Origin of the sequence: Litchfieldella anticariensis FP35 = DSM 16096, assembly GCF_000409775.1 — a bacterium.
Classification (GTDB): domain Bacteria; phylum Pseudomonadota; class Gammaproteobacteria; order Pseudomonadales; family Halomonadaceae; genus Litchfieldella; species Litchfieldella anticariensis.
On record NZ_KE332388.1, the window covers coordinates 947670 to 969507 of the forward strand.

Annotated in this window: 23 protein-coding genes; 11 read left to right on the forward strand and 12 right to left on the reverse strand. The window is 61.6% G+C overall.

The window, feature by feature from the left end:
- Window positions 1-236: 236 nt before the first annotated feature.
- The gene (locus L861_RS11315; RefSeq protein WP_016416098.1) at window positions 237-614 is read left to right on the forward strand and encodes a septal ring lytic transglycosylase RlpA family protein; all 378 of its coding nucleotides are present in this window, start codon (window positions 237-239) and stop codon (window positions 612-614) included.
- Between the two features lie 79 nt (window positions 615-693).
- Here the strand turns inward: L861_RS11315 and L861_RS11320 are convergent, their stop codons facing one another.
- Window positions 694-1269: a GNAT family N-acetyltransferase gene (locus L861_RS11320; RefSeq protein WP_016416099.1), complete on the reverse strand. Its 576-nt coding sequence runs from the start codon at window positions 1267-1269 to the stop codon at window positions 694-696.
- A gap of 31 nt (window positions 1270-1300) precedes the next feature.
- Entirely contained in the window at window positions 1301-1654 is a 354-nt protein-coding gene (locus L861_RS11325; protein ID WP_016416100.1) for a GFA family protein, read from the reverse strand.
- Window positions 1655-1853: 199 nt separating this feature from the next.
- Here L861_RS11325 and L861_RS11330 point away from each other — a divergent pair, with 199 nt between their 5' ends.
- From L861_RS11330 to L861_RS11350, 5 genes are all read left to right on the forward strand, one after another.
- Window positions 1854-2855 carry a GlxA family transcriptional regulator gene (locus L861_RS11330; protein WP_016416101.1) on the forward strand — a complete coding sequence of 334 codons (1002 nt, stop codon included), beginning with the start codon at window positions 1854-1856 and terminating at the stop codon, window positions 2853-2855.
- Between the two features lie 130 nt (window positions 2856-2985).
- A complete protein-coding gene (locus L861_RS11335) occupies window positions 2986-3972 on the forward strand; it encodes a TRAP transporter substrate-binding protein (protein ID WP_016416102.1) in 987 nt (328 codons plus the stop codon).
- A 59-nt stretch (window positions 3973-4031) separates the two neighbouring features.
- Window positions 4032-4529, forward strand: coding sequence for a TRAP transporter small permease (locus L861_RS11340; protein ID WP_016416103.1), 498 nt, complete (start codon window positions 4032-4034; stop codon window positions 4527-4529).
- Window positions 4526-5806: a TRAP transporter large permease gene (locus tag L861_RS11345; protein WP_016416104.1), complete on the forward strand. Its 1281-nt coding sequence runs from the start codon at window positions 4526-4528 to the stop codon at window positions 5804-5806. The genes L861_RS11340 and L861_RS11345 overlap by 4 nt, the downstream gene beginning before the upstream one ends.
- A 54-nt stretch (window positions 5807-5860) precedes the next feature.
- Window positions 5861-6877 carry a proline racemase family protein gene (locus L861_RS11350; RefSeq protein WP_016416105.1) on the forward strand — a complete coding sequence of 339 codons (1017 nt, stop codon included), beginning with the start codon at window positions 5861-5863 and terminating at the stop codon, window positions 6875-6877.
- 149 nt (window positions 6878-7026) lie between these two features.
- Here the strand turns inward: L861_RS11350 and L861_RS11355 are convergent, their stop codons facing one another.
- From L861_RS11355 to L861_RS11375, 5 genes are all read right to left on the reverse strand, one after another.
- Entirely contained in the window at window positions 7027-8028 is a 1002-nt protein-coding gene (locus tag L861_RS11355) for a virulence RhuM family protein/type II toxin-antitoxin system death-on-curing family toxin (RefSeq protein WP_016416106.1), read from the reverse strand.
- A gap of 250 nt (window positions 8029-8278) precedes the next feature.
- Window positions 8279-9154, reverse strand: coding sequence for a glutathione-dependent disulfide-bond oxidoreductase (gene yghU / locus L861_RS11360; protein WP_016416107.1), 876 nt, complete (start codon window positions 9152-9154; stop codon window positions 8279-8281).
- A gap of 185 nt (window positions 9155-9339) precedes the next feature.
- Window positions 9340-9918 carry a hypothetical protein gene (locus tag L861_RS11365; protein ID WP_016416108.1) on the reverse strand — a complete coding sequence of 193 codons (579 nt, stop codon included), beginning with the start codon at window positions 9916-9918 and terminating at the stop codon, window positions 9340-9342.
- Window positions 9919-10287: 369 nt separating this feature from the next.
- Window positions 10288-11499, reverse strand: coding sequence for a DNA glycosylase AlkZ-like family protein (locus L861_RS11370; RefSeq protein ID WP_016416109.1), 1212 nt, complete (start codon window positions 11497-11499; stop codon window positions 10288-10290).
- A gap of 101 nt (window positions 11500-11600) precedes the next feature.
- Complete coding sequence (locus tag L861_RS11375) at window positions 11601-12578, reverse strand: zinc ABC transporter substrate-binding protein (RefSeq protein WP_016416110.1); 978 nt, start codon at window positions 12576-12578, stop codon at window positions 11601-11603.
- 116 nt (window positions 12579-12694) lie between these two features.
- Here L861_RS11375 and L861_RS11380 point away from each other — a divergent pair, with 116 nt between their 5' ends.
- Window positions 12695-13423, forward strand: a complete 729-nt coding sequence (locus L861_RS11380) for an ATP-binding cassette domain-containing protein (RefSeq protein ID WP_016416111.1) — start codon at window positions 12695-12697, stop codon at window positions 13421-13423.
- Entirely contained in the window at window positions 13420-14238 is an 819-nt protein-coding gene (locus L861_RS11385) for a metal ABC transporter permease (RefSeq protein ID WP_016416112.1), read from the forward strand. Before L861_RS11380 ends, L861_RS11385 begins: the two co-directional genes overlap by 4 nt.
- 102 nt (window positions 14239-14340) lie before the next feature.
- Here L861_RS11385 and L861_RS11390 read toward each other — a convergent pair whose 3' ends face one another.
- Both L861_RS11390 and L861_RS11395 read right to left on the reverse strand, forming a co-directional pair.
- A complete protein-coding gene (locus L861_RS11390) occupies window positions 14341-15120 on the reverse strand; it encodes a DUF899 domain-containing protein (RefSeq protein WP_016416113.1) in 780 nt (259 codons plus the stop codon).
- Between the two features lie 254 nt (window positions 15121-15374).
- Entirely contained in the window at window positions 15375-17093 is a 1719-nt protein-coding gene (locus tag L861_RS11395; protein ID WP_016416115.1) for a cation:proton antiporter, read from the reverse strand.
- A gap of 289 nt (window positions 17094-17382) precedes the next feature.
- Between L861_RS11395 and L861_RS24150 the strand changes: the two genes are divergently transcribed.
- Both L861_RS24150 and L861_RS11400 read left to right on the forward strand, forming a co-directional pair.
- Complete coding sequence (locus L861_RS24150) at window positions 17383-17538, forward strand: hypothetical protein (protein WP_016416116.1); 156 nt, start codon at window positions 17383-17385, stop codon at window positions 17536-17538.
- Between the two features lie 190 nt (window positions 17539-17728).
- On the forward strand, window positions 17729-17932 hold the full coding sequence (locus tag L861_RS11400) for a cold-shock protein (protein WP_016416117.1): 204 nt from the start codon (window positions 17729-17731) through the stop codon (window positions 17930-17932).
- A 98-nt stretch (window positions 17933-18030) separates the two neighbouring features.
- On the opposite strand, the gene L861_RS11405 is transcribed toward L861_RS11400, so the two are convergent.
- A complete protein-coding gene (locus L861_RS11405; protein ID WP_016416118.1) occupies window positions 18031-18771 on the reverse strand; it encodes an SDR family oxidoreductase in 741 nt (246 codons plus the stop codon).
- 118 nt (window positions 18772-18889) lie between these two features.
- On the opposite strand from L861_RS11405, the gene L861_RS11410 reads away from it, so the two are divergent.
- The gene (locus tag L861_RS11410; RefSeq protein WP_016416119.1) at window positions 18890-19801 is read left to right on the forward strand and encodes a LysR family transcriptional regulator; all 912 of its coding nucleotides are present in this window, start codon (window positions 18890-18892) and stop codon (window positions 19799-19801) included.
- A gap of 14 nt (window positions 19802-19815) precedes the next feature.
- Here the strand turns inward: L861_RS11410 and L861_RS11415 are convergent, their stop codons facing one another.
- Complete coding sequence (locus L861_RS11415; RefSeq protein WP_035568122.1) at window positions 19816-20757, reverse strand: DMT family transporter; 942 nt, start codon at window positions 20755-20757, stop codon at window positions 19816-19818.
- A gap of 84 nt (window positions 20758-20841) precedes the next feature.
- Window positions 20842-21768, reverse strand: coding sequence for a DMT family transporter (locus L861_RS11420; RefSeq protein WP_016416121.1), 927 nt, complete (start codon window positions 21766-21768; stop codon window positions 20842-20844).
- Window positions 21769-21838: the final 70 nt, after the last annotated feature.

Sequence of the window (21838 nt, forward strand, 5' to 3'; positions counted from 1 at the left end):
GTATTGGCCCAGCGGAAAGATGGCGACGACGCGCACAGACTATTCCATCGATGAGCGTCGGTCGATGAGCGCTGATGGCTGTACTCTTTGTTACACGAACGTCTTCAAATAGTCGCCAACAGCCCCGATCTTCGCGTCGGGTTGCCGGCGACGGCCAACACGGTTACCATTCCCCTGCCTTATGGCATCGCTTCGATGGACGCAAACCCATTACACGAGAACCATGAGGTAATCCCATGGGAAACCTATCCCGATTGCTCCTTGCTTGCTGCCTGACGGGCCTGCTGACCACCGGCAATGCACAGGCACACGACACGACCGACGAGACCCAGCAGGGCATCGCCTCCTATTACAGCGACAGCCTCCAGGGCGCCCCCACTGCCAGCGGTGAACCCTTCGACCAGCAAGCCCTAACTGCCGCCCACCCGAGCCTGCCCCTCGGCACCAAAGTGCTAGTCACCCGCCCGGACACCGGCCAGGAAGTGGAAGTGCTGATCAACGACCGCGGCCCCTTCGTACAGGGGCGCATCATCGATCTATCCAAGCGCGCGGCCCGCAAGCTTGGCATGCTCAACCGGGGCGTTGCACCGGTGATGATCACTCAGGTGAATTGAGCCCATTAACGGACATCTGACGGCTCCTCGTTAGGCGGTGCTACGCCCAGCTCGTCCTTGGGAGATCACCACATTGGGCTTAGGCACTCATGGGAGCTGCCAATAGCGAGTACAAGGCGAGGTCCACAAACTCCCCGTAGAGGTTCTCTTTCTGCCTCAACACTCCTTCGAGTTGAAAACCAAGCCGTTCAGGTATCGCCCTACTCTTGTGGTTCTCGACAGCACAGCGTATTTCGATTCTGTTAAGTTTGTACTGCGTAAAGCCCACCTCGATGAGAGTTTTTACGGACTGGGTCATGATTCCCTTTCCAGAATATTCTTGACCAATCCAATAGCCGATACTTCCGACTCTGTTGTTGTGATCCATCTCGTGAAACCCACAGACACCACACAAGTCTGAGCGATGGAAAATCGCATACTGAGGCCCCATGCCAGCCTCATATTGCAAGGTTGCCGCCTTTATGAATTTCTCCGTATCTGCTGGAGATGTGTTGCCATCAAGCCAAGGCAGCCAGGCACGCAGGTACTCCCGGTTCGCGTCAACCAGTGCGAACAGCTCATCCCTGTGGTTCAGACTCAATAGCTCGAGCGTCACATCCTTATTAATATGCAACACATACCTCTCCATGCACTTACCGATATCGATGGCAGGCACCGCGGCGCTCGTCGCTTTCTGTATCGTTCAGTCAAAACTCTTTGCCATTGACTGGAGTTCTTTTGAGACTTTCGAGATCGATATCCTCAAGACAGCGAACGTTAATGGCCGCCATCTCGTCGCCACTTGGGGCTTTTCCGACAGCAAAGGGCGCACAGCCACATTTAGAACAGAATTTGTGTTGGATGACGTGTTTGTTGAATGTATAGGTGGCGAGTTCAGACTCTCCAGAGGCGATGTCTAGCAAGTTCCGAGGGACGAACCATAGGAGATAACCTTTCCTCTGACAGTGCGAGCAATTGCACTCTTTCACCTCGGTTATGTCACTTTCATTGGCATCAACTGAAAACGCCGTTTGACCGCAATGACAACTCCCCTTGAGCATGACGAATCTCCTTGCTGTGCTGTCTAATGCCGAAGCTCAGCCATGCCTCAGTGAGCCATATCGGCAGGAACGTTCTGTTGAGTGGCATGATTGGGGCTTATCTGGATCAATATCTTAGTCGTCATCAAAGCTTTGTGCCGCCTTGCGCCATACTATGATGCTTGAGTATCACAGCATCGTCATGACGAGGACCACGCTCATGCCCCAGCCCCACACTCCACCACTGCGCGTCGGCTTCATTCTGCAACCACTGTTCACGCTGAACGCGTTTGCTGGTTTCATCGATTCACTGCGCCTGGCCGCCGACAAGGGCGGCCGCAGCCGGCAGATCCACTGCAGTTGGCAGATCATGGGGCCGGGGCCGGTCACCTCGAGTTGCGGGTTGGAAGTGCACCCCCAGACGCCCTACCGCGATCCGAGCCATTTCACCCATATCGCGGTATGCGGCGGCAACAATTATCTCGACCCCCATGAAGACAAGGCGCTCAGCCACTATCTCAAGGACGCCTACAAGCAGGGGGTGAAGCTGGTTGGGGTCTGCACCGGCACCTTCGCCATTGCCCGGGCGGGATTGCTCAAGGGGCAGCGTGTCTGCGTGCACTGGAACGTGATCAACGACTTCCGGCAGCAGTTCCCGCGCATCGATGCCACACCCGATCGGCTGTTCCTGCAATCGGCCCGCGTCATCACCTGCGCTGGTTCGTCGGGGGCCACCGACATGGCACTGCACCTGATCCGGCGGGAGTGCGGTCCGGAAAAGGCACAACAAGCCATTCGTCACATGATCCTCAACGGCATGCGCACTTCCAACTCGCCGCAGACTCACTTCTTCGAGGCCATCCACGAGATCCGCGACGAACGCGTGCGTGTTGCCGTGCTGACCATGGAGCAATCGCTGAATACCCGGCTAGACACCCAAGGCCTGGCGGAGCGCATCAATCTCAGCCCGCGCCAACTGGACCGCTTGTTCCAGCAGGAGATGGGCACCACGCCCATGCGCTACTTCAAGACCATGCGTCTGCGCTACGCCGAGTGGCTGTTACACCACACCGACAACTCGATTGCCGAGATAGCCGCCGACTGCGGCTTCGCCGATGCCGCGCACCTCTCGCGGGACTTCACAGCCCACTACCAGTGCAGCCCCAGCCAATCGCGCCGTCTGGGACACCCACCTCGCACATCCCTCGCAGAGACCGCCTGAACGTCCGGAATGTTCAAATAATTGTCTTGAATGTTCTATATCGTATACCGGCACGGCCCTACGCTAGGGGCACGTGATCATACAGGTCCGTGACACGACTCCCGTCAACAACAACCTCTGGAGCGTCACAATGAAGTCTTCTCTGCCCATGCGACTGTTCTCCGCCCTGGCCCTGGGGATCGGGCTGACCGCTACCGCCACCGCCGCTGACATCAAGCTCAAGGCCGCCACCATCGGCAGTCAACAAGGCATCCAGATGGCGGGGCTCAACGCCCTCTCGAAGCACGTGGCCGAAACCATCGGGGACAGCGCCAAGATCAACCTGTTCCACTCCGGCTCGCTGGGCGACCAGATCAGCAACATCGAATCCCTGGACACCCGCACGCTGGATATCGCCACCATCGAAACCCCGATCACCACCATCGACGAGGACATGGGGATTCTCTCGCTGCCCTATCTGTTCCGCGACCGGGAGCATGTCGATAGCGTACTGAACGGTGAGATCGGCGATGCCCTGAAGCAACGCCTACAGGAGCAAGGCTATCGGGTGATCGGCTTCTACGAGGGCGGGTTTCGCCATATCACCAACGACAGCCGCGCCATCGAGACGCCCGATGATTTGAGCGGCCTACGCATCCGCACACCGGGCAGCCGCCAGCGCGTCGAGATGTTCAACGCCTATGGCGCCAACGCCTCGCCCCTACCCTATCCCGAGCTCTATTCGGCGCTACAGACGGGCGTATTTGACGGCCAGGAGAACCCGCTGGTCGAGGTCGAGGCCAGCCGCTTCTACGAAGTACAGGACTACCTCTCACTCTCGGGGCACGTCTACACCGTTGGCTTCCTGCTGATGAACGAAGACCGCTTCCAGGAACTGCCTAAAGAGGTGCAACAAGCCCTGCTCGAAGGTGGCGACAAGGCGTTCGAGGCTACCGTGGCGTTCGGCGAGCAGGCTGACCAACGTGTCATCGAGTTGGTTAAGGAGAATGGCATGCAGGTCAACGAGGTAGACACCGACGCCTTTATCGACGCCTCGAAGCCACTCTGGGAATCATTCACCGAGGACATGTCGGAAGAGGCCCACGAGTTGGTGCAGCATATCGCCAACCATTCCTGAACCACGCTTTAACACTACCGGCGGGCCAATCCGGCCCGTCCCCCTCCGGGAGCATCACCATGCTTGATCGTTTTTTCGAAGCGGTCGCGGCACTGCTGTTGTCTGCCATCACCCTGCTGGCATTGGCCGCCGTGGTCGCGCGCTACGTGTTGAACGCCTCGCTCTCGTGGAGCTCGGAAGTGCTGATCGGGTTGCTGGTTTATGTCACCTTTTTCTGCGGCTACCTCGCCCTGCGCCAGGGAGCACACCTACGCATCGACGTGGTCGCTGCGCTGCTGCCGCGTCGCGGCCAGTGGCTGCTGTTCTTCGTCAACCAGGCCCTGATCGGCGTGGTGTGCGTGGTGATGGTGGTATGGGGGCTGGAACAAACACTCACCTTCTCGCATCGCACCACCCTGATGCTGGGCGCGCCCCAGTGGCTGTTCTACGTTGCCGTGCCGATCTCCGGGGCCGGCATGCTGCTGGAGTTGGTGCGCCAGTGCGTCGTCGCTGTCAAAGCCAAGGTACCGCCCTATGACGCCGCCCAGCAGGCCTCGCTGGAGGAGACGTCCTCATGATCCTGTTAGTCATCCTGCTGGCCCTGCTGACACTGATCGGCCTGGCCATGCCGATTGCTTTCGCCCTCACGCTGGTTTCGATCTGTGTGTTGGCCTTCTCCGGCGTCGACATGCTGATATTAGCGCAGCGCCTCTATCGGGGCACCGAGTCTTTCCCCCTGCTGGCGGTGCCGCTGTTCATCCTGGCCGGCCAGATCATGAACCACAGTGGCATCTCGACACGACTGATCGACCTGGCGCGTTCTCTGGTCGGCGCCATCCGTGGCGGCCTGGCGGCGGTCAACATTCTCACCTCGATGTTCTTCGCCGGCATGAGTGGCACCTCGATGTCCGACACCGCTGCCGTAGGCGGGGTGATGATCCCACAGATGGTCAAGCGCGGTTACTCGTCGCCCTTTACCGCTGCAGTGACCGCCTCGTCGTCGACCATTGGCATCATCATTCCGCCCAGCGTCCCCATGGTGCTGCTGAGCGCCTATATGGGTCTCTCCACTGGCGCGCTGTTCGCCGCCGGCTTGATCGCCGGTGTGCTGACGGCTGCTGGACTGATCCTGATGGCGTGGTGGATCTCGGTGAAGCGCCAGTACCCCATCGAGGCATCCTTCTCGCTGGGCGAGCTCGGCCGAACCTTCTTGAGCGCACTGCCAGCCTTGATGATGCCGGTGGTCATCCTGGGCGGCATTCTCGGTGGTATTTTCACGCCCACCGAAGCCTCGGCGGTCGCTGTGGCCTACGGCATCGTCGCCGGCATGCTGCTGTACCGTTCGCTGTCGGTGCGCGCGCTGTATCGCGCCCTGGTGGAAAGCGCCGTGCTGACCGGAGCGGTGATGTTCGTGACCGCCGCCGCCCACACACTGGGTTACACCTTCACTTACCAGAGCCTGGGCCAATTGGTACTGGGCCCGATCGCCGCACTCGACATGGGCCCTATCGGCTTCCTGCTGATCCTCAGCCTGGTATTGATCGTCGCCGGCACCTTCCTCGACGGCATCGCCATGATGTTCATCGTAGTGCCGTTGTTCCTGCCCAGCGTGCAGTTGCTGGGCATCGATCCGCTGCAGTTCGCCATGGTGGTGATCCTGTGCTGGGGCATCGGCCAGCAGACACCGCCGGTAGGCGCGGCGCTATTCATCACCAGCGTGATCTCCCGCGTCGACGTCATTCGCATTACCTACGCCAACCTGCCCTTCATCGCCGTGATGCTTCTCGTGCTGATGGCGGTGATCGTCTGGCCCGAAGGCATCGTCATGAGCGTGCCGCGCTGGCTCGGCCTGTAGCCAGCACCGACCACAACCTTGCACAACCACCGCCATAGCCCACAGGAACTTTTCATGAACAACCAACAATTCCTCGATGTCATCTACACCCACACCGAAGGCGAGCCGACCTGCATCATCCACGGTGGCATTCCCTATCCGCATGGTGGCGATATCCTGGACAAGCGACGCTACCTTCAGGAGCACCACGACCACGTGCGCACCAGCCTGATGCGCGAACCTCGCGGCCATAAGCATATGTTCGGCGTGTTCCTCACGCCGCCCTCCGACGCCGAGCACGATGCCGGTATGCTGTGGATCGATGGCGAGCGCTTCGTCGACATGTGCGGCCACGGCACCATCGCCCTCTCCATGGCCATGGTCGCCCACCGCCTGGCACCACCCCCTCAGGACAATGGACTGACTCGCATCCGCTTCGAGACCACCGCCGGCACCGTGATCTCTGAGGTCAAGGCCGATGCCGACAAGGTGCGCTGGACCCGATTCGAGAACGTGCCCGCTTTTGTGATGGAGCAGGACATCCCGGTCGAGGTGCCCGGCCTCGGCACACTCAAGGCTGACCTGGTATTCGGCGGTAACTTCTTCGCCATCATCCGCGTACCATCCGACAAGCAGCCCATCGGCCCCGATAACGGCAGCTACTTCTCTCACGCTGGCCAGGTCGTGAAGGCGGAACTCAACAAGCGCATGGAGGTCCTCCACCCGGTCCATTCGCACATCAACGGCCTGAACTTCGTGACCTTCTGGCACGAAGGCACACAGCCCGATTCTCTCTACCGCAACGTGCACGTGTTCTCCGACGGCAAGCTCGACCGCTCCCCCGGTGGCACCGGCACCAGTGCGATGATGGCCATGTTCCACGCTCGCAATGAACTGGAAGTCGGCCGCCCCATCTACTCCGAAGGCCTGCTCGGCAGCGGACGCTTCACCGGCGAGATCCTCGGCGAAACGGAAATCGGCGGCTACAAAGCTATCCGCCCCAGCGTGCAAGGCACCGCCGAACTGATCGGCTACGCCAAGTGGCTGATCGATGAGAGAGACCCGGTGGGGCGTGGGTTCGTGATTCGTTAACAGGACAGGCCAGAAACAAAAACGCCACCCCGGAGCAACCGGAGTGGCGTCAGTGTACGACAGCAGGTGGGAGGGGATAGTGCTAACCACTCACACGTTGGCTTCGACCTTATCCTCGACCGTGTGCTCGACGTCGTTGGCGTCGTGTGTCATTCATGGTCAGCCAGCATGTTCATGATTAGGCGAATCATTGTCTCTTTGTTGGCCGGGGCGGACTCGGCAACCAGCAACGTCAAGGCGGCCAGGCCGACATCGTTGATCACTGGCTCACCCTCCTGGTTCAACAAGCGGCCATTGCGATGCAGAAAGTCCACGAACAGATAAGCGGCGCTGCGCTTGTTGCCATCGGCAAAGGGGTGATTCTTGATGACGAAGTACAGCAGATGGGCCGCCTTCGACTCCACACTGGGGTAAGCCGGTTCGCCGAACACGGACTGATCCAGGTTACCCAGCAGTGAAGCCAACCCATCGCTGCGGTCCCGAGCAAACAGGTCGGTGGCTTCGCCCCTGGCCATCAGATCGGTCTTCAACTGAGCCAGTGCCGCCCGCGCCTCATCCACGGAAGGCAATCGGCCGCCTGTTTGGGCCGCTGGCTCGGCAAGCAACCCCTCATCATAGCGCTGCAACAACAAGAAGGTCTGGGCATAGCGGGCCAGGATATCCACCAGGCCACGACCGCTGGTGGTATCCAGTTCGGGGCTTTGCGCCGCCTTGCGCACCAGCGTCATGGCCGCTTCCAGCTCACGGGCGTTGGCCTCGAACCGCTGCTGACTCAAGGTCCAGCCCTGGGTCAGATGCTCGCGCAGGATGCGAGTGGCCCATTGGCGGAACTGAACCGCACGGCCGGAATTCACCCGGTACCCGACGGAAATGATGGCATCGAGGTTGTAATGCTTGACGCGCCGCCTGACCTGTCGTCTACCTTCCTGACGAACCACCGAGGAATCCTCGGTAGTTGTCGCTTCAGTCAATTCACCGTCGCGATAGATGTTTTTCAGGTGCAAGCCGATATTGTCTGAAGAGGTATCAAATACCTCCGCCATCTGCCGCTGGCTCAACCACACCGTATCCCGCCCCGTATCCAGGCGCACTTCCACCAAGGTGTCAGCGTCCCCGTAGATGATGATCGGGGTTGGGTTGTCCGTGCTCATGTCTTCGCCTCGATGGTCATTCCGCCGATGAAGGCTTTCTGCATCAGGGGATGTTTCAATTCGACCTCACTCTACAAGGCTTCAATAGTACCTACGAATTGAGCTTGTTCCTCTAAACCCGACAAACGCACCGGCAACGCTTTCAAGTGGCCGATCGACGCGTGACTCGGTGGAAACAAAAACGCCACCCCGGAGCAACCGGAGTGGCGTCAGTGTACGACAGCAGGTGGGAGGGGATAGTGCTAACCACTCACACGTTGGCTTCTACCTTGTCCTGGGTCTTGTATTCGAAGTCGCTGGCGTCATGACGCTCGTGCAGTTGCATCTCCGGATCACCGAAGGTGCGGTTGACCATGCGTCCTCTCTTTACTGCTGGGCGTGCGTCGATCTCTGTGGCCCAACGCTGCACATGTTCGTAGGTGTGCACCTGGAGGAATTCCCCTGCGTCGTAGAGCCGGCCCAGCGCCAATTGGCCATACCAGGGCCAGTTGGCAATATCGGCAATACTGTACTCGTCACCGCCCAGGTAGCGGGTTTCGGCCAGTCGCCGGTCGAGCACGTCGAGTTGACGCTTGGCCTCCATCGCATAGCGGTCGATGGCATATTCGATCTTGGTTGGCGCGTAGGCGTAGAAGTGCCCGAAGCCACCACCCAGGAAGGGCGCGCTGCCCATCTGCCAGAACAGCCAGTTCAGCGCCTCGGTGCGTTTGGCCGGGTTGCTGGGCAGGAATTCCCCGAACTTCTCCGCGAGGTAGAGCAGGATCGAGCCGGACTCGAACACCCGCGTGGGTGTCGGGGTGCTGTGATCCACCAGCGCCGGAATCTTGGAGTTAGGGTTGATCTCGACGAAGCCGCTGCCGAACTGATCTCCGTCGCCGATCCGAATCAGCCAAGCGTCATATTCGGCATCGCGATAGCCCAGCGCCAGCAGTTCCTCGAGCATCACCGTGACCTTCACGCCGTTGGGCGTGGCCAGGGAGTAGAGCTGGAACGGGTGCTTGCCGACCGGCAGCGCCTTGTCGTGAGTCGGCCCGGCAATAGGCCGGTTGATGCTGGCAAATTCACCACCGTTCGCCTTGTCCCAGGTCCAGACTTTTGGGGGAGTGTAGTCGCTATCCTGGCTCATGGTATCTCCTGATTCGAATGATGACTTGGCATCCACTGCCTTCCTGATATGAAGGAGTAGACGTCAACGAATAGGAGAAAGATAGCCTGTTAATGTTTAAGAAGCTAGCAAGACGCAAAGGCGCCCACCGGAAACCGGCAGGCGCCTCGCGGCTTGTAACCTTACCCTGTGCCTTCCGCTCCCTCCTACTCCATGGCGATACCCTCGGGCCGGGAGCCGACCGGTACCATCAGATGCTGGTAGTCGGTACCTTTCCACATGACGTAGGGCCCGCCGTTATCAGGATCGGTGGGGAACGCCTCCAGCATCTCAGGTGGTGCGATAATCATCATGTGGGGCCCTTCCACGACCCACTGGTTGTCCTCGGTGGCCTCCATGGCGTAGGGATCGATGTTGCTGGCGCCCTCGTCGCCCTGGAGCATGTAGGCGATACCCACTCTATCGGCCGTGTAGGGTTCCTTGTTCTGCCAGGCCTTGGCCCAGCCGAGCCACACCTCGTCCAGGCACATCGGGGCGGCGCCCGCCAGATCCGGAGGTGAGGGCATACACGTGAATCCGTTGCTACCCTCCTGTAGTACGTTGCCCTCCCAATCGACCACAGTGGCGTTCTCGACCATGCCCGGCCAGGTGGCGCTCAGCGCGTCCTCCAGCATTTCCGCGTCAGTCATACCCTCACCTTCAGCGACCGCGGGACCTGCCAGCACCATAACCATGCTACCAGCGGCCAAGCCAATGGCTCCCCGCCAAGGAATGCGTGTTTTCATCTCTCGCCCCTCCCATCCCCAGGACCGTCTGTTGTCACCTCCCTGGCTCCATTTCCCTCCCTGTTGCCGGCCCAATACATACCAACGCTACACACGTAGCGACACTCGCTGTTTTATTAGTCAAGCCGAGAACGGCGACAAGCTCCATAGGAAACCGATGTTAGCTATAGGTTGAGATAATCCATCAGGTGGGGTGACAAGATGCAGGCCTATGCCATCCGCGAGGTCACGGACTATATCCTCGGGCCGGAGATGGGCACCAATGAGGTCGCCATGGCCCACGAACGAACCGGTACCGCGATGCGCTTCCGGCGAACTTGTAAGAATTCCTTACAGGTTGCTTCGGCAGCGAGCCCATCCCTCACCGGTTCATTTGACCGCCCTCTGCCATGCGCGTCGTGCCTCACGACCAAGGCCCCGAGGAAGGACGATACGAGTGGCCCCGAGGTAATCGAGAAAATCACGGGCGGCCTGCTGGAGGGCCTCGGGCAGGCCCTCGGGAAGCCTGGCCGGAAGGATATCGGGTTCCCAGTGCCAAGCCAGAAGAGTCAAGGTGCCCTGCTGGCACTTGGCGTCGAAGCGAGCAATCAAACGCTCGCCCCATAGCACCGGCAACACATAGTACCCCCAACGACGTTGGGCCTCGGGCTTGTACACCTCCCAGACGTAATCGAAGCCGAAGAGCCGGGCGACGCCACCACGGTCCCACATCAGCGGATCCAGTGGAGCGACAAAACGTATCCCCAGAGCCTTGGAACCGGCCGGGTCGTGGCCCTCCTCCAAGGCCGAGAGTGCCGCGGGCGTGGTCCAGTAGCCCGTGCCTTCCACATCGAGTTCGATCAACGCTCCTTGGGCGATGGCCCGGGCGGCGATGCGATCACGCTCGGCGCGCGGGCAGGGCAGCAACCAGACGGCGGCATCGGCAGTGGGACGCAGCAATCCGGCGGCCTGCACGCGGCGAATCACCAGCCGTTGCAGGGCATCGTCTTGCGTGGCGTCCGGCACGCTCGTGCCCTGGGGCAGCACACGTTCGGGCAAGTCGTAGGCATGGCGACCGCCCACTCGGTGGTGAGTCATCAAGCGTCCGGCGTCCCATAACGCCTTGAGCAGATGACGCGAACGCTTGGGACCGTACCAACTGCCGCGCAATGCGGGATCGGCCCGTTGGTCGCCAAGCTCGAGACTGGTAGCAGGGCCATGGCGTTCGACCTGGTCGATCAGGGCATGGGCTTCCGGGGAATCGACGTCCACGCCATGATTCCGCCAGCGCCGGGTGAACCAGCGATGGAACGGCACTTGGGCCCACCACTCCTCGGGCTGGATCAGGCTGGCCTGCTTGTCCCAGCCATCGACCAGCAGCCGCTGACGATAGGCCGCATGCAGCCAGTCGCCCCGCCGGTATCCGGGCACTCGGGCCTGTAGGACCAGATCCGGGTTGGTACCGACCGGCGCCAGAGGATCGAACTGAATGGTCCCCAGACGACGGACAATGGTCGCCAGCGGCGCCTGCTGGAAATGGTATCGCACCAGCAAACGGCGGGCGTCAGCACGCGTCAGAGTGAAGCGTTGTTGGGCGGTCATCGGCAATCCTTGTCCCGAGGCATACCACATCTTAGGTGAACCGCTCCAGTTTGCCCGAAGCCCGGTAGGGCTCATACCCCCACATCACGACCAGGCGATCATCAGTGAGCTCCCCCACAGCTTGTCACCCCATCCGCCAGCTGACGCAACAACTGCGGGTAGAGTTCGTTCCCGAGCGGCAAGTCGACTCCCAGCGGATCGATCACGATGGAGGTATCGACGCCGGTATCACCGAATACGCTTTTCACGAGCTCGGGGTTGAACTGAGGCTCACTGAACACACAGTCGATGTCCAGTTCATCAACCATATTCCGTAGCTCGTCGATACGTGCCGGGCTAGGTTGTGACGCATCACCCAATGAGATCGCACCGGCGGCCGAGAGGCCAAAGCGGTTCTCGAAATACTGGTAGGCATCGTGGAACACGATGAAACGGTTATCGTGGGCGTCCGCGAGCTGCGCCTCCAGCTCATCCATCAATGCCTCGAGATCGGCCTTGCCGAGGCGTGCATTCTCCCGATAGGTAGCTGCGTTCTCCGGATCGACGTTGGCAAGCGACTCGGCAATGGCATCGAGCCATAGCTGAGCGTTCGCCGGATCGAGCCAGCCATGCGGATCCTGGCCGTGGTGGGCATGACCATGATCATCGGTGTTCTCATGCCCATGGTCGTGGTCATCATGGGCGTGATCGTCATGTCCATGTCCATGATCATGAGCCTCGAATGTCGCTCCCTCCCGATACTCGAGCTGCAGCGTGCCAGGTACTTCCATCAATTCCACGCTGACGGCATCGCCGGCCAGGTTTTCCAGGGAGTGCGCCAACCAAGGGGTCAAGCCGTCGCTGACCCAGAAGACCACCTCGGCACGATCGAGATCGGCCGCTTCCGAGGGACGCATGGAATATCCATGCGGTGAAGCCCCCGGCTGAATCACCAAGTCAGGCGATCCCAGTTCCCCCATCACCCGGTCGACCAGCGAATGGACCGGTGGAATGTCCACGGCAACGGATGGCACATCGGCGGCAGCGACAGCTGGCGTTACCAATAGGGCCATGAGGAACTGGCTGGAACGCTTTGACATGGAGTCCTCCAGAAAAGGCTGATCATTCAGAGATATTGGATTCAATATTGTTATGATATAACATCCCAATGAGTCAAGCCCAGCGCTGAAAGATCGGACACTATCGGATAGGCACCATGACACTATTGGCGATTGAACATCTGGATATCGCCCTCGGCGGCCACCTCGTTCTGGAAGACATCCATCTGACGCTCGAGCGGGGCGAAATCGTCACCATCGTCGGTCCCAACGGCTCGGGGAAAACCACACTGCTGAGGAGTATCATCGGTTCCCTAGCGCCGACACGCGGGCGTATCGATGCGTCCCCGGGGCTGACTATCGGCTATGTTCCCCAGCGTCTGCATCTCGATGCCACACTGCCAATGACCGTGGCCCGATTCATGAGCCTGCCCCGACGGCGCCCATCGCACCGGGTTGACCAGGCGCTCGATCGTGCGGGTGTCGCAGGCCTTGGAAGTCGCCAGATGAGCGAACTGTCGGGCGGTCAGTTCCAACGCATCCTGCTGGCCCGAGCCCTGCTGGAATCCCCCGACCTGTTGATTCTCGACGAGGCGACCCAGGGGCTCGATCAGCGCGGCATTGCCGAATTCTATCGCCAGATCGAACAGGTGCGCCGCGAACTCGGCTGTGGTGTGCTGATGGTCAGTCACGAGCTGCATGTCGTGATGCGGGCGTCGGATCGTGTCGTCTGCCTGAACCGTTCTATCTGCTGCGAAGGCACGCCGGAGCGGGTGGCTACCTCGCCGGCGTACTTGGCCATGTTCGGTCACGATATCCAGGACGCGCTCGCCCTGTACCGCCATCACCATGCCCCTCTCCCTGTTTCATCGGAGTCTCTTTCGTGATACTCGACGACTTCCTGGTTCGTGCCGCCCTGGCCGGGATCGGCGTTGCCCTGGCCGCCGCACCGCTGGGTTGCTTCGTGGTGTGGCGGCGTATGGCTTACTTCGGTGATGCCACCGCCCATGCCGCCATTCTCGGCGTTGCTCTCTCGCTAGTCCTGTCGACCTCGATATTCGCCGGCGTACTGGTCATTTCGCTGGCCATGGCCACGATCGTCTCGTTGCTGAGCGGCAAGGGCTATGCCATGGATACCCTGCTGGGCGTGATGGCCCATTCGGCACTTGCCTTCGGCCTGGTCGCGGTTTCCTTCGTGTCCGGCGTGCGCATCGACCTGATGGCCTACCTGTTCGGCGATATCCTGGCCGTTGGCAAGGCCGACCTCGCCGTCATCTGGACAGGGACCGCCCTCGTCCTGGGGCTGATGGGGTGGCGCTGGTCGAACCTGCTGACCGCCACCCTCAATACCGACCTCGCCCATGCCAGCGGCATTGACCCGAAACGCGAACAACTGATCCTTACCTTGTCGCTCGCCGTGGTCGTCGCCGTGGCGCTAAAGGTCGTGGGCGTGCTACTGATCGCCGCCCTGCTGATCATTCCCGCCGCCGCGGCGCGACCCTTCAGCCGTACACCGGAAGCCATGGCACTGCTCGCTGCCGCGATCGGGGCAACCGCCGCCACCGGCGGGCTGCAAGCGGCCTACTGGCTGGATACTCCCACGGGTCCCACCATCGTCAGCCTTGCGGCTATCCTGTTTGCGCTAGCCAGCCTTGCCGGCAACGCAAGGCGCAAGGCGTGGCGTGCCGAGCCACCGCGGTAGGTGGCTCTGCGATTGCGGTCCGCTCCGAACGTATCCAGACCGTCATCGGTGACCATTCTCTGCCCCGTTCCACTCACTGCGAGCGACCGCAACGACATGAACTCAGCCCCCCTCGTACTCATCATGACGGCGCCACCACACGCCCGCCGTCTCGTTACGCCCCCTGGGGGCACGGTCAAGCCACTGGTACATGCCCCACAGGCCGTCCAGTCCGCGCGCATAGGTGGAATAGGTGTGGTAGATAACGCCATCTTCGAGCACGAACGCGCTCATGCCCGGCCTGTCACGCTGGAACGTGGCCGAGTCGGTTCCACACATGGCGGCGAACTGGTCCTCCGCTCCTTCACTGCCTTCCTGGCCCGCGCGCCACTCAATCACCTCCGGCTCGCGCTGGTAGTTGTATTCGATGCCCCCTTCACGCTGCTGCTGCTCGGAGAACCACACATTGAAGTCGCCGTTGAAGTCGCTGCCATGCGAGGACGCCCAGGGAAAGGTCCAGCCCAGTCGTTGCTTGTAGGCCTGTAACTTCTCAAGCGGCGCCCGCGACACCGCCCATAGCATCACGTCATGATTGGCCAGGTGGACGGCAATGCCGTTGAAGCCATCGGCGATCGATGAGCAAGAAGGACAGCCTGCCGCATAGTCGGGCCCGAACATGAAATGGTAAATAAGAAGCTGCGAGCGCCCTTGGAAGAGATCCGCCAACGAGGCGCTCCCTTCATCGGTCTCGAACTGGTATTTCTTGTCGATACGCACCCACGGCAGCTCCTGGCGCCGCCGCGCCAGCTCGTCACTGCGCCGCGTGAGATCCTTCTCAGCCTTGAGTAGCTCAAGCCGCTCGGCCAGCCACTCGTCACGTGTGCCGGTCTTGTGTGTGGTCATGGTCTCGTCCTCCCTTGGTTCGTTCCGTTCTCGATATCTCCTTCGTGGTCATGAGATATATAGTGCTGAATGGTCGAACGGTGGGAGTAACAAGTGTGGCGGGATTTCGATGGACTCACGTGAGAACTGCCCGAGCCCCATCACGTGCTTGATGATCCCGAAGACCGGTTCCACCGTATGTTTGCGCAATGCATAGAGCGCTCGCCCCGGCTGCATGGCAGCCGGGGCGATTCCGTTCCGGGTCGGGGAAAGGCTCAGCTTGCCGGCGGGGCCTGGCGCGCAGGGGAGTCGGCGAAGATCAGGCTGACCAGGGTATCTCCCCGCCGCGGGGTCAGGCCGCCCTCGGCGGTGGCCAGGCGCAACCGCCCCGAGGGTCCGATGCACAGCATGGGCAGCCAATGGCCGTTGTGGGCCTGGCGCAGGGGTTCCATGCGAAACTTCTCGCCGCAGTGCTCGCGGCATACCTCGCCGCCTTCCTCCACCAGCCGCGACAGCCTGGCGAAGGTCACCTCGCGACCGAACAGCAGCGGCAGGTGGTCCAGGGCCTGGGCATGGGGACGGTTGGCGCGGCTACCCTCATCGATCGCCAGCCGGAACACCCGGTCGCGGCCCAGCAGGTGCTCGAAGTGCAGCGCCGCCAGGGCGTTGAGCTCGCGATAGGGGGAGAGCGGCAGCAGGTAGCCGATGCCGCTGAGCTCCAGGTGCTGGGCGGCGTGCTCCGAGAGCGGGTCGCCGTAGTAGGTGGTCAGTCCCGCCCGCTGGGCAAGCTGGATGGCATCCCAGCTGCTGTCGGTCAGCACCACGCTGACCCCGGCCGCCTGCAGCTGGCTGCCCACCGCGCGCGCCACCTGGTTGGCGCCGATGATCAGCACGCCGTCGGGGGAGGGACGCTGTACCCCCAGCCAGCGGGCCAGGGGCCGCGACAGCAGGCTCTGGGTGGCCGCCGCGACGATGCCCCGCGGCGAGATGAAGGCCAGCAGCGCCTTCTCGCGCAGCTCCAGCCGGCTGCCCAGGGTACACAGCCATACCGCCAGCGGGCGGGCGACCCCCACCAGCACGACAAGGAAGGCCCAGGCCGGCCAGCCCAGCAGTGCCAGTTGCTCCACCGTCAGCCGCGCGGCGAGCAGGATGAACAGGCCCGAGATCAGCAGCACCGACAGGGTTTCCTTGAACTCGATGATCGGCCGGGTCGGCACCCCCCGCATGTTGGCCAGCCAGGCGCCCATCACCGTCACGGTCAGCAGCCCCGACTCGTGGAACAGCAGGTTGGACAGCGAGAACAGGGCCAGCATCATCATCAGGGTGCCGAAGCTGTGCAACTGGCGGGGCAGCCAGTAGCGGCGCAGCACTTGGCCCCACAGGTAGCCGCCGGCGATGCCCAGTCCGAAGCCGATCAGCGCGGTCTCGCCGAACAGCAGCAGGGTCTGGGTGGCGGCATCGCTCCCCGAGCCCAGGGCCACGAACTCGTAGACCAGCACTGCCCCGATGGCGCCCACCGGGTCGATCAGGATGCCCTCCCAGCGCAGGATCTGAGTGAGGTGCTCCCGGGCGCGCAGTGTCTGCAGCATCGGCAGGATCACCGTGGGGCCGGTGACCACCAGCAGCGCCCCCAGCACGCTGGCCATCTCCCACGACAGACCCAGCAGAGCATGCGCCGCTAGGGTGGCGGTGACACCGGTGATCAGTGCCCCCCAGGTCACCAGGCGGCGTACCGTGCGGCCATGGCCGCCGAGCTCGCGGAAGCTCAGGGTCAGGCTACCCTCGAAGAGGATCACCGCCACCGCCAAGGAGACCAGCGGGAACAGCAGCTCGCCGAACAGCGCATCGGGGTCGAGCAGCCCGGCGACCGGCCCCGCGGCGATGCCGGCCACCAGCAGCATCAGGATCGCCGGCAGCTTCAACTGCCAGGCAAGCCATTGGCAGATCAGCGCCATCAAGCCGATCATCGCCAGGTCGAAGCCGGCATGCTCCATGGTCGATGCTCTCTCTGGAGGTAAAGGGCGCGCAGCCTAGCGTCGCCGGGCCCGACATGCAATCCATCGACGCGATGAATGATGGCGATGCCGTTCTAGTAGATTGTGGTCATGAGATATATTTAGTGTCACATGTCCGAACGGTGGGAGTCACAAATGCGGCGGGATTGCGATGGATTCATTGATCACGGACCCCGCCCGTGCCGGGATTCACGACAACGTTGTTACTCCCCGGCGCATTTCCGGGTAGCTAGGATGGAATCACTAACCAAGCAACCAGGACAGTGACATGAACCAACGAATCGATCCTCAAACGGGAGAGATTCTGCAACGTCTCGAAATGCCGCCCGGAATGGGTGTGTCGGGGCTCGAATCCGACGGCGGCGATCGGTTCTTCTGCGGCGGCGGAGGCAGCGGCAAGGTAAGGGCCGTGCGCCGTCCCTAAAAATAAAAAATAAAGCCTTTGACCCACGGTGCCAAATCATGACATCGTGGGTCCAGCTGGTAAGCAAGCGGCATAGTTTCAGTAGCATTCGGATTCTTTCGGCAGCCTGTAATTTATCCTTGTTCTACCCGCTACACATCTGGGTAACACCAGGAACATTGCAAGGCGCGATTGCGCGATAGGATTCAACATGGCAACTGGTACAGTGAAGTGGTTCAACGACTCCAAAGGTTTTGGTTTCATTACTCCTACCGATGGTGGCGATGATCTCTTTGCCCACTTCTCCGAGATTCAATCGGAAGGCTTCAAGTCCCTGCAGGAAGGTCAAACCGTCTCTTTCGACGTGACCCAGGGCAAAAAAGGCCTTCAGGCTTCGAATATCAAACTCGCCTGAACCTGACGGTTTAACGAGTTCTCGAACCTCCCCGGTTCGACATCAGGGCCCGCTTAGGCGGGCCCTGTTGCGTTTTGGGGTTGGCGGGCGAAATCGGTTCACGCAAACCCACCGTTGACGCGGATGACCTGCGAGTTCACCCAGGCGCCGTCGGGGCCAGCCAGGAATGCCACCGCCGAGGCGATCTCCTCGGGCTGACCAATACGCTCCAGCGGAGACATCGCCGCGATCTCCGCAACCCGCTCATCCGTCTTGCCGTGGAAGAAGAGTTCCGTGGCCACCGGGCCGGGGGCGACCGCATTGACGGTGATCTGGCGCCCGCGCATCTCGTTGGCGAGCACGTGCACCAGCCCCTCGACGCCGGCCTTGCTGGCGATGTACGGGCCATAGGCGGGGAATGACTTGGCGAGCACACTGGAGGACAGGGCGATGATGCGCCCACCCTCGCCCAAGTGCCGTGCAGCCTGAGCCAGCACCAGGTAGGCTCCGCGCAAGTTGGTGGCGATGACCTTGTCGAAGGCCTCCAGATTGTCGCTGCCGATGGTCGCCATCGGCATGATCCCGGCATTGTGGACCACCACATCGATACGACCGAAGGCCTCCTGCGTCGCCTGAAAAAGGCGTTCGACATCCTGCGGATTGGCGACATCGCCCTGAACGGCGACCGCCTTGCCGCCGTTGGCTTCGATGGCCGCGACCGTCTCCTCCGCCTTGGCGGTGTTGCCCGCGTAATTGACGGTAACGGCCAGGCCGTCCGCGGCCAGCCGCAAGGCGATGGCCCGGCCGATGCCACGCGAAGCCCCGGTGACGATGGCGGTGCGCTGTGTCGCGTTGTCCATGGGTAACTCCTGTTCACGTATTGAATGGCTTACAGGAGTGCATTCTTGTCGTTCAGCCTGAAGAGATAAATGCGGTTAAACTGACATCTCTATTCAAGATAAATAAACAATCCTGATCATGGACCGACTCGACGCGCTGACCTTATTCGCCCGTATCGTGGAAACCCGCAGTTTCACCCGTGCGGCGAACGGGCTGAACATCCCACGTGCCACCGCCACCCATGCCATCCAGCAACTCGAGACGCGGCTCGGCATCCGGCTGCTCGAACGCACCACACGCCAGGTACGCCCAACGCTGGACGGCCAAGCCTTCTACGAGCGTTGCGTTCACGTACTCAGTGACCTGGAAGCGGCGGAAGCCTCGCTACGACCCGCGGCCGCCAGTCCGCGGGGCCTGCTGCGGGTCGATATGCCCAGCGTTCACGCCAGTCACATCGTGCTGCCGCGCATTGATGACTTTCGCCGTCGCTACCCCGGCATTGAGCTGGCTCTCGGTAGTGGCGAACGGCTAGTCGATCTGGTGAGTGAAGGCGTCGATTGCGTAATCCGCACTGGGAGCCCGGGCGACTCCTCGCTGATCGCTCGCTGGCTGGCCGCGATACCGCAGGTCATCTGCGCCAGCCCCGACTACCTGGCCCATGCAGGCTTGCCCCAACAGCCGGACGATCTGGTCAATCACCACGCGGTGAAATTCTTCTCCGCTGGCAAAGCCATCGATGACACCTTCTCATTCGTCATCGATGGCAAGGTGCAGGAATTTCCGGTGGGCGGCTGGATGTCGGTCAACGATGCGGGAAACTACGCGGTGAGCGCCCTGCGTGGCTGCGGCCTGATCCAGGTGCCTCACTACCATGTCGAGGTCGACCTACGCGAAGGACGACTCATCGAGGTCCTGAGCGAATGGCCAAGCCCCGACATGACCGTTTCAGCGCTCTACCCTCATCGGCGACATCTGTCGCCGCGCGTGCGGGTGTTCGTCGACTGGGTCAGCGAGATTTACGCGGAGAAGTTCGGGATGCGGGAGAGATGATGCGACTCATCCAATCAAGGCGCTTCGATCCCCCGTACGGAGGCGCGCGCCAGCCGCCGCTCGCGAAGGAAGACGTAGAGCCCCGAGGCGACGATGATCGATGTGCCGAGCCAGGTGACGGCATCGGGGAAGTCGCCGAACAGCACGAAGCCGAGCACGGTGGCGCTGAAGATCTCCAGATACTGGAAGGGGGCGAGAATGCTCGCTGACGCATGGCGGAACGCCAGGGCGATCAGGACGTGGCCCACCGTCGCGATCAACCCCAACGCACCGAGCATGCCCAGTTCCCAGGCGGTGGGCCAGGCCGGCGCGATCACCTCGACGCCAGTCACGCCACCCACGATCAGCACCGCCGAGAGCACCAGGGCAGCGAATATGCCGGCCCAGAGCTGAATGGTCAGCACGTCCTCGTTCCCCGCGGCATGTCGCGTTAGCGTGAGGTAGCCAGCGAAGCAGATCGCCGTGCCCAGCGGTAGAACGGCGGCCCAGCCGAATGCCTCCCAACTCGGCCGGATGACGATCATCGCCCCGACCAAACCGACCGCCACCGCGACCAGCCGCCGTGCGCCTACCGATTCGCGCAGGAACAAAGCGGAAAATAGTGTCAGGATCAGCGGTTCGACGAAAAAGATGGCAATGGCGTTGGCGATGGGCAGATATCGCAGAGCCCAGAACAGCAGGACAATGGCGGTCGCGATGAGCGCTCCGCGACAGGCGTGGACACCGAGCCGTGCACTGCGCACGGGCCGACCTGTCAAGAGGATGACCGGCAGCAGGAGCAGGGTCTGGAAGACGAACCGCCCCCAAGCGATCTGGGCCGGGGAGACGGTGGCCGATAGCAGTTTCGCGATGGCATCGATCCCCGGAATGAGCAACATGGCGAAGGCCATGAGCAGCATACCGATCTCAACATCGGATCGCAGACGCGCCTTCATTGGGGTGTCGGTTGTGCTCATGGAATCGCCTTGTTGTTTTCTCGTGAATGCGAAGCCGTTAGGACTATAGCCTTGAATGCCGAAGTGTAGAAAATAGGCTACGCATCAGGCATTACGAAAGACTTTTCTGAAGCGGGTCATCCCGGGCCAACGGCCAGGCGCGTGGCCAGCCAGGGTCAGTGCGACGCCCACACCGATCAGCGTCGCCGAGGCGAGGTCTCGAGCGCCTGCCGCCTCATCCAGTACAACCACACCGAGGCCCAGGGTCACCAACGGAATCAGGGCCGGGAGAGTCGCACCCACCACCGGCCCAAGCAATTCCCTGGAGCGGTTGAAGGCGAAAACCGCGACGACACTGACGAACACGCCCTGGAATAGCGCCTGCGCCACGATGTCGGGCACCGGGGCAACGGGCAGTTGCTTGGGCAGGGCCGCAATGTAGACCGGCAGATAGAGAATGGCGGAGCCCACGGCGACGATGGCGGTCGCGTGCAGGGCCGCGATGCCAGCCCGGCGGACGACCAGCGCGTACCCCGCCCACATCACTCCGGTGAAAACCAAAATCAGATGGCCGACCGACGCCGTCTCTGCCCCCAGCACTCCCGCGAAGAAAGACGCACCGACAAGGATCGCCACGACCCCGACGATCCGGGCAGGATCGATCCTGTCACCGAAGAGCCTCCAGCCCAGCAGCACGGAGACGACCGCCATCACCCCGGGATTGAGGGAGCCGGCTGCCGATGCCGGCGCGGTTCCCAGGCCGAGCGAGATGAGCAGGATATACGGCGCCCCGAACCCGACCACCATGGCTAGGACTCCTCCCACGCCCAATCGCCTCAAGGCAAAGCCATTCCGGCAGATGACAGGCGCCAGGACCAACGCGGCGACACCGACGCGAAGCGCGGTCAGGTCGTAGGCATTCAGGTTCGTCGTCACGCCAAGCCGCAACATGACCAGCGACCCGGACCAGATAGCGATGGCGGCCGCGGCCCAGGCAAGACCGAGAACACGCTCTTTCGGTAACGGTGACATTGCCACTCCTTTTATTTGTCAGCGTTTCCGAAAGAGCCTAGGCTTTGAGAAACGTTGAGAAAAACGATAT

Coding starts and splice junctions, on each gene's coding strand:
- L861_RS11315 (WP_016416098.1), top strand. CDS start 237: ATGGGAAACCTATCCCGATTGCTCCTTGCTTGCTGCCTGACGGGCCTG.
- L861_RS11325 (WP_016416100.1), bottom strand. CDS start 1,654: ATGCTCAAGGGGAGTTGTCATTGCGGTCAAACGGCGTTTTCAGTTGAT.
- L861_RS11330 (WP_016416101.1), top strand. CDS start 1,854: ATGCCCCAGCCCCACACTCCACCACTGCGCGTCGGCTTCATTCTGCAA.
- L861_RS11335 (WP_016416102.1), top strand. CDS start 2,986: ATGAAGTCTTCTCTGCCCATGCGACTGTTCTCCGCCCTGGCCCTGGGG.
- L861_RS11340 (WP_016416103.1), top strand. CDS start 4,032: ATGCTTGATCGTTTTTTCGAAGCGGTCGCGGCACTGCTGTTGTCTGCC.
- L861_RS11345 (WP_016416104.1), top strand. CDS start 4,526: ATGATCCTGTTAGTCATCCTGCTGGCCCTGCTGACACTGATCGGCCTG.
- L861_RS11350 (WP_016416105.1), top strand. CDS start 5,861: ATGAACAACCAACAATTCCTCGATGTCATCTACACCCACACCGAAGGC.
- L861_RS11355 (WP_016416106.1), bottom strand. CDS start 8,028: ATGAGCACGGACAACCCAACCCCGATCATCATCTACGGGGACGCTGAC.
- yghU (WP_016416107.1), bottom strand. CDS start 9,154: ATGAGCCAGGATAGCGACTACACTCCCCCAAAAGTCTGGACCTGGGAC.
- L861_RS11365 (WP_016416108.1), bottom strand. CDS start 9,918: ATGAAAACACGCATTCCTTGGCGGGGAGCCATTGGCTTGGCCGCTGGT.
- L861_RS11370 (WP_016416109.1), bottom strand. CDS start 11,499: ATGACCGCCCAACAACGCTTCACTCTGACGCGTGCTGACGCCCGCCGT.
- L861_RS11375 (WP_016416110.1), bottom strand. CDS start 12,578: ATGTCAAAGCGTTCCAGCCAGTTCCTCATGGCCCTATTGGTAACGCCA.
- L861_RS11380 (WP_016416111.1), top strand. CDS start 12,695: ATGACACTATTGGCGATTGAACATCTGGATATCGCCCTCGGCGGCCAC.
- L861_RS11390 (WP_016416113.1), bottom strand. CDS start 15,120: ATGACCACACACAAGACCGGCACACGTGACGAGTGGCTGGCCGAGCGG.
- L861_RS11395 (WP_016416115.1), bottom strand. CDS start 17,093: ATGGAGCATGCCGGCTTCGACCTGGCGATGATCGGCTTGATGGCGCTG.
- L861_RS24150 (WP_016416116.1), top strand. CDS start 17,383: ATGAACCAACGAATCGATCCTCAAACGGGAGAGATTCTGCAACGTCTC.
- L861_RS11400 (WP_016416117.1), top strand. CDS start 17,729: ATGGCAACTGGTACAGTGAAGTGGTTCAACGACTCCAAAGGTTTTGGT.
- L861_RS11405 (WP_016416118.1), bottom strand. CDS start 18,771: ATGGACAACGCGACACAGCGCACCGCCATCGTCACCGGGGCTTCGCGT.
- L861_RS11410 (WP_016416119.1), top strand. CDS start 18,890: ATGGACCGACTCGACGCGCTGACCTTATTCGCCCGTATCGTGGAAACC.
- L861_RS11415 (WP_035568122.1), bottom strand. CDS start 20,757: ATGAGCACAACCGACACCCCAATGAAGGCGCGTCTGCGATCCGATGTT.
- L861_RS11420 (WP_016416121.1), bottom strand. CDS start 21,768: ATGTCACCGTTACCGAAAGAGCGTGTTCTCGGTCTTGCCTGGGCCGCG.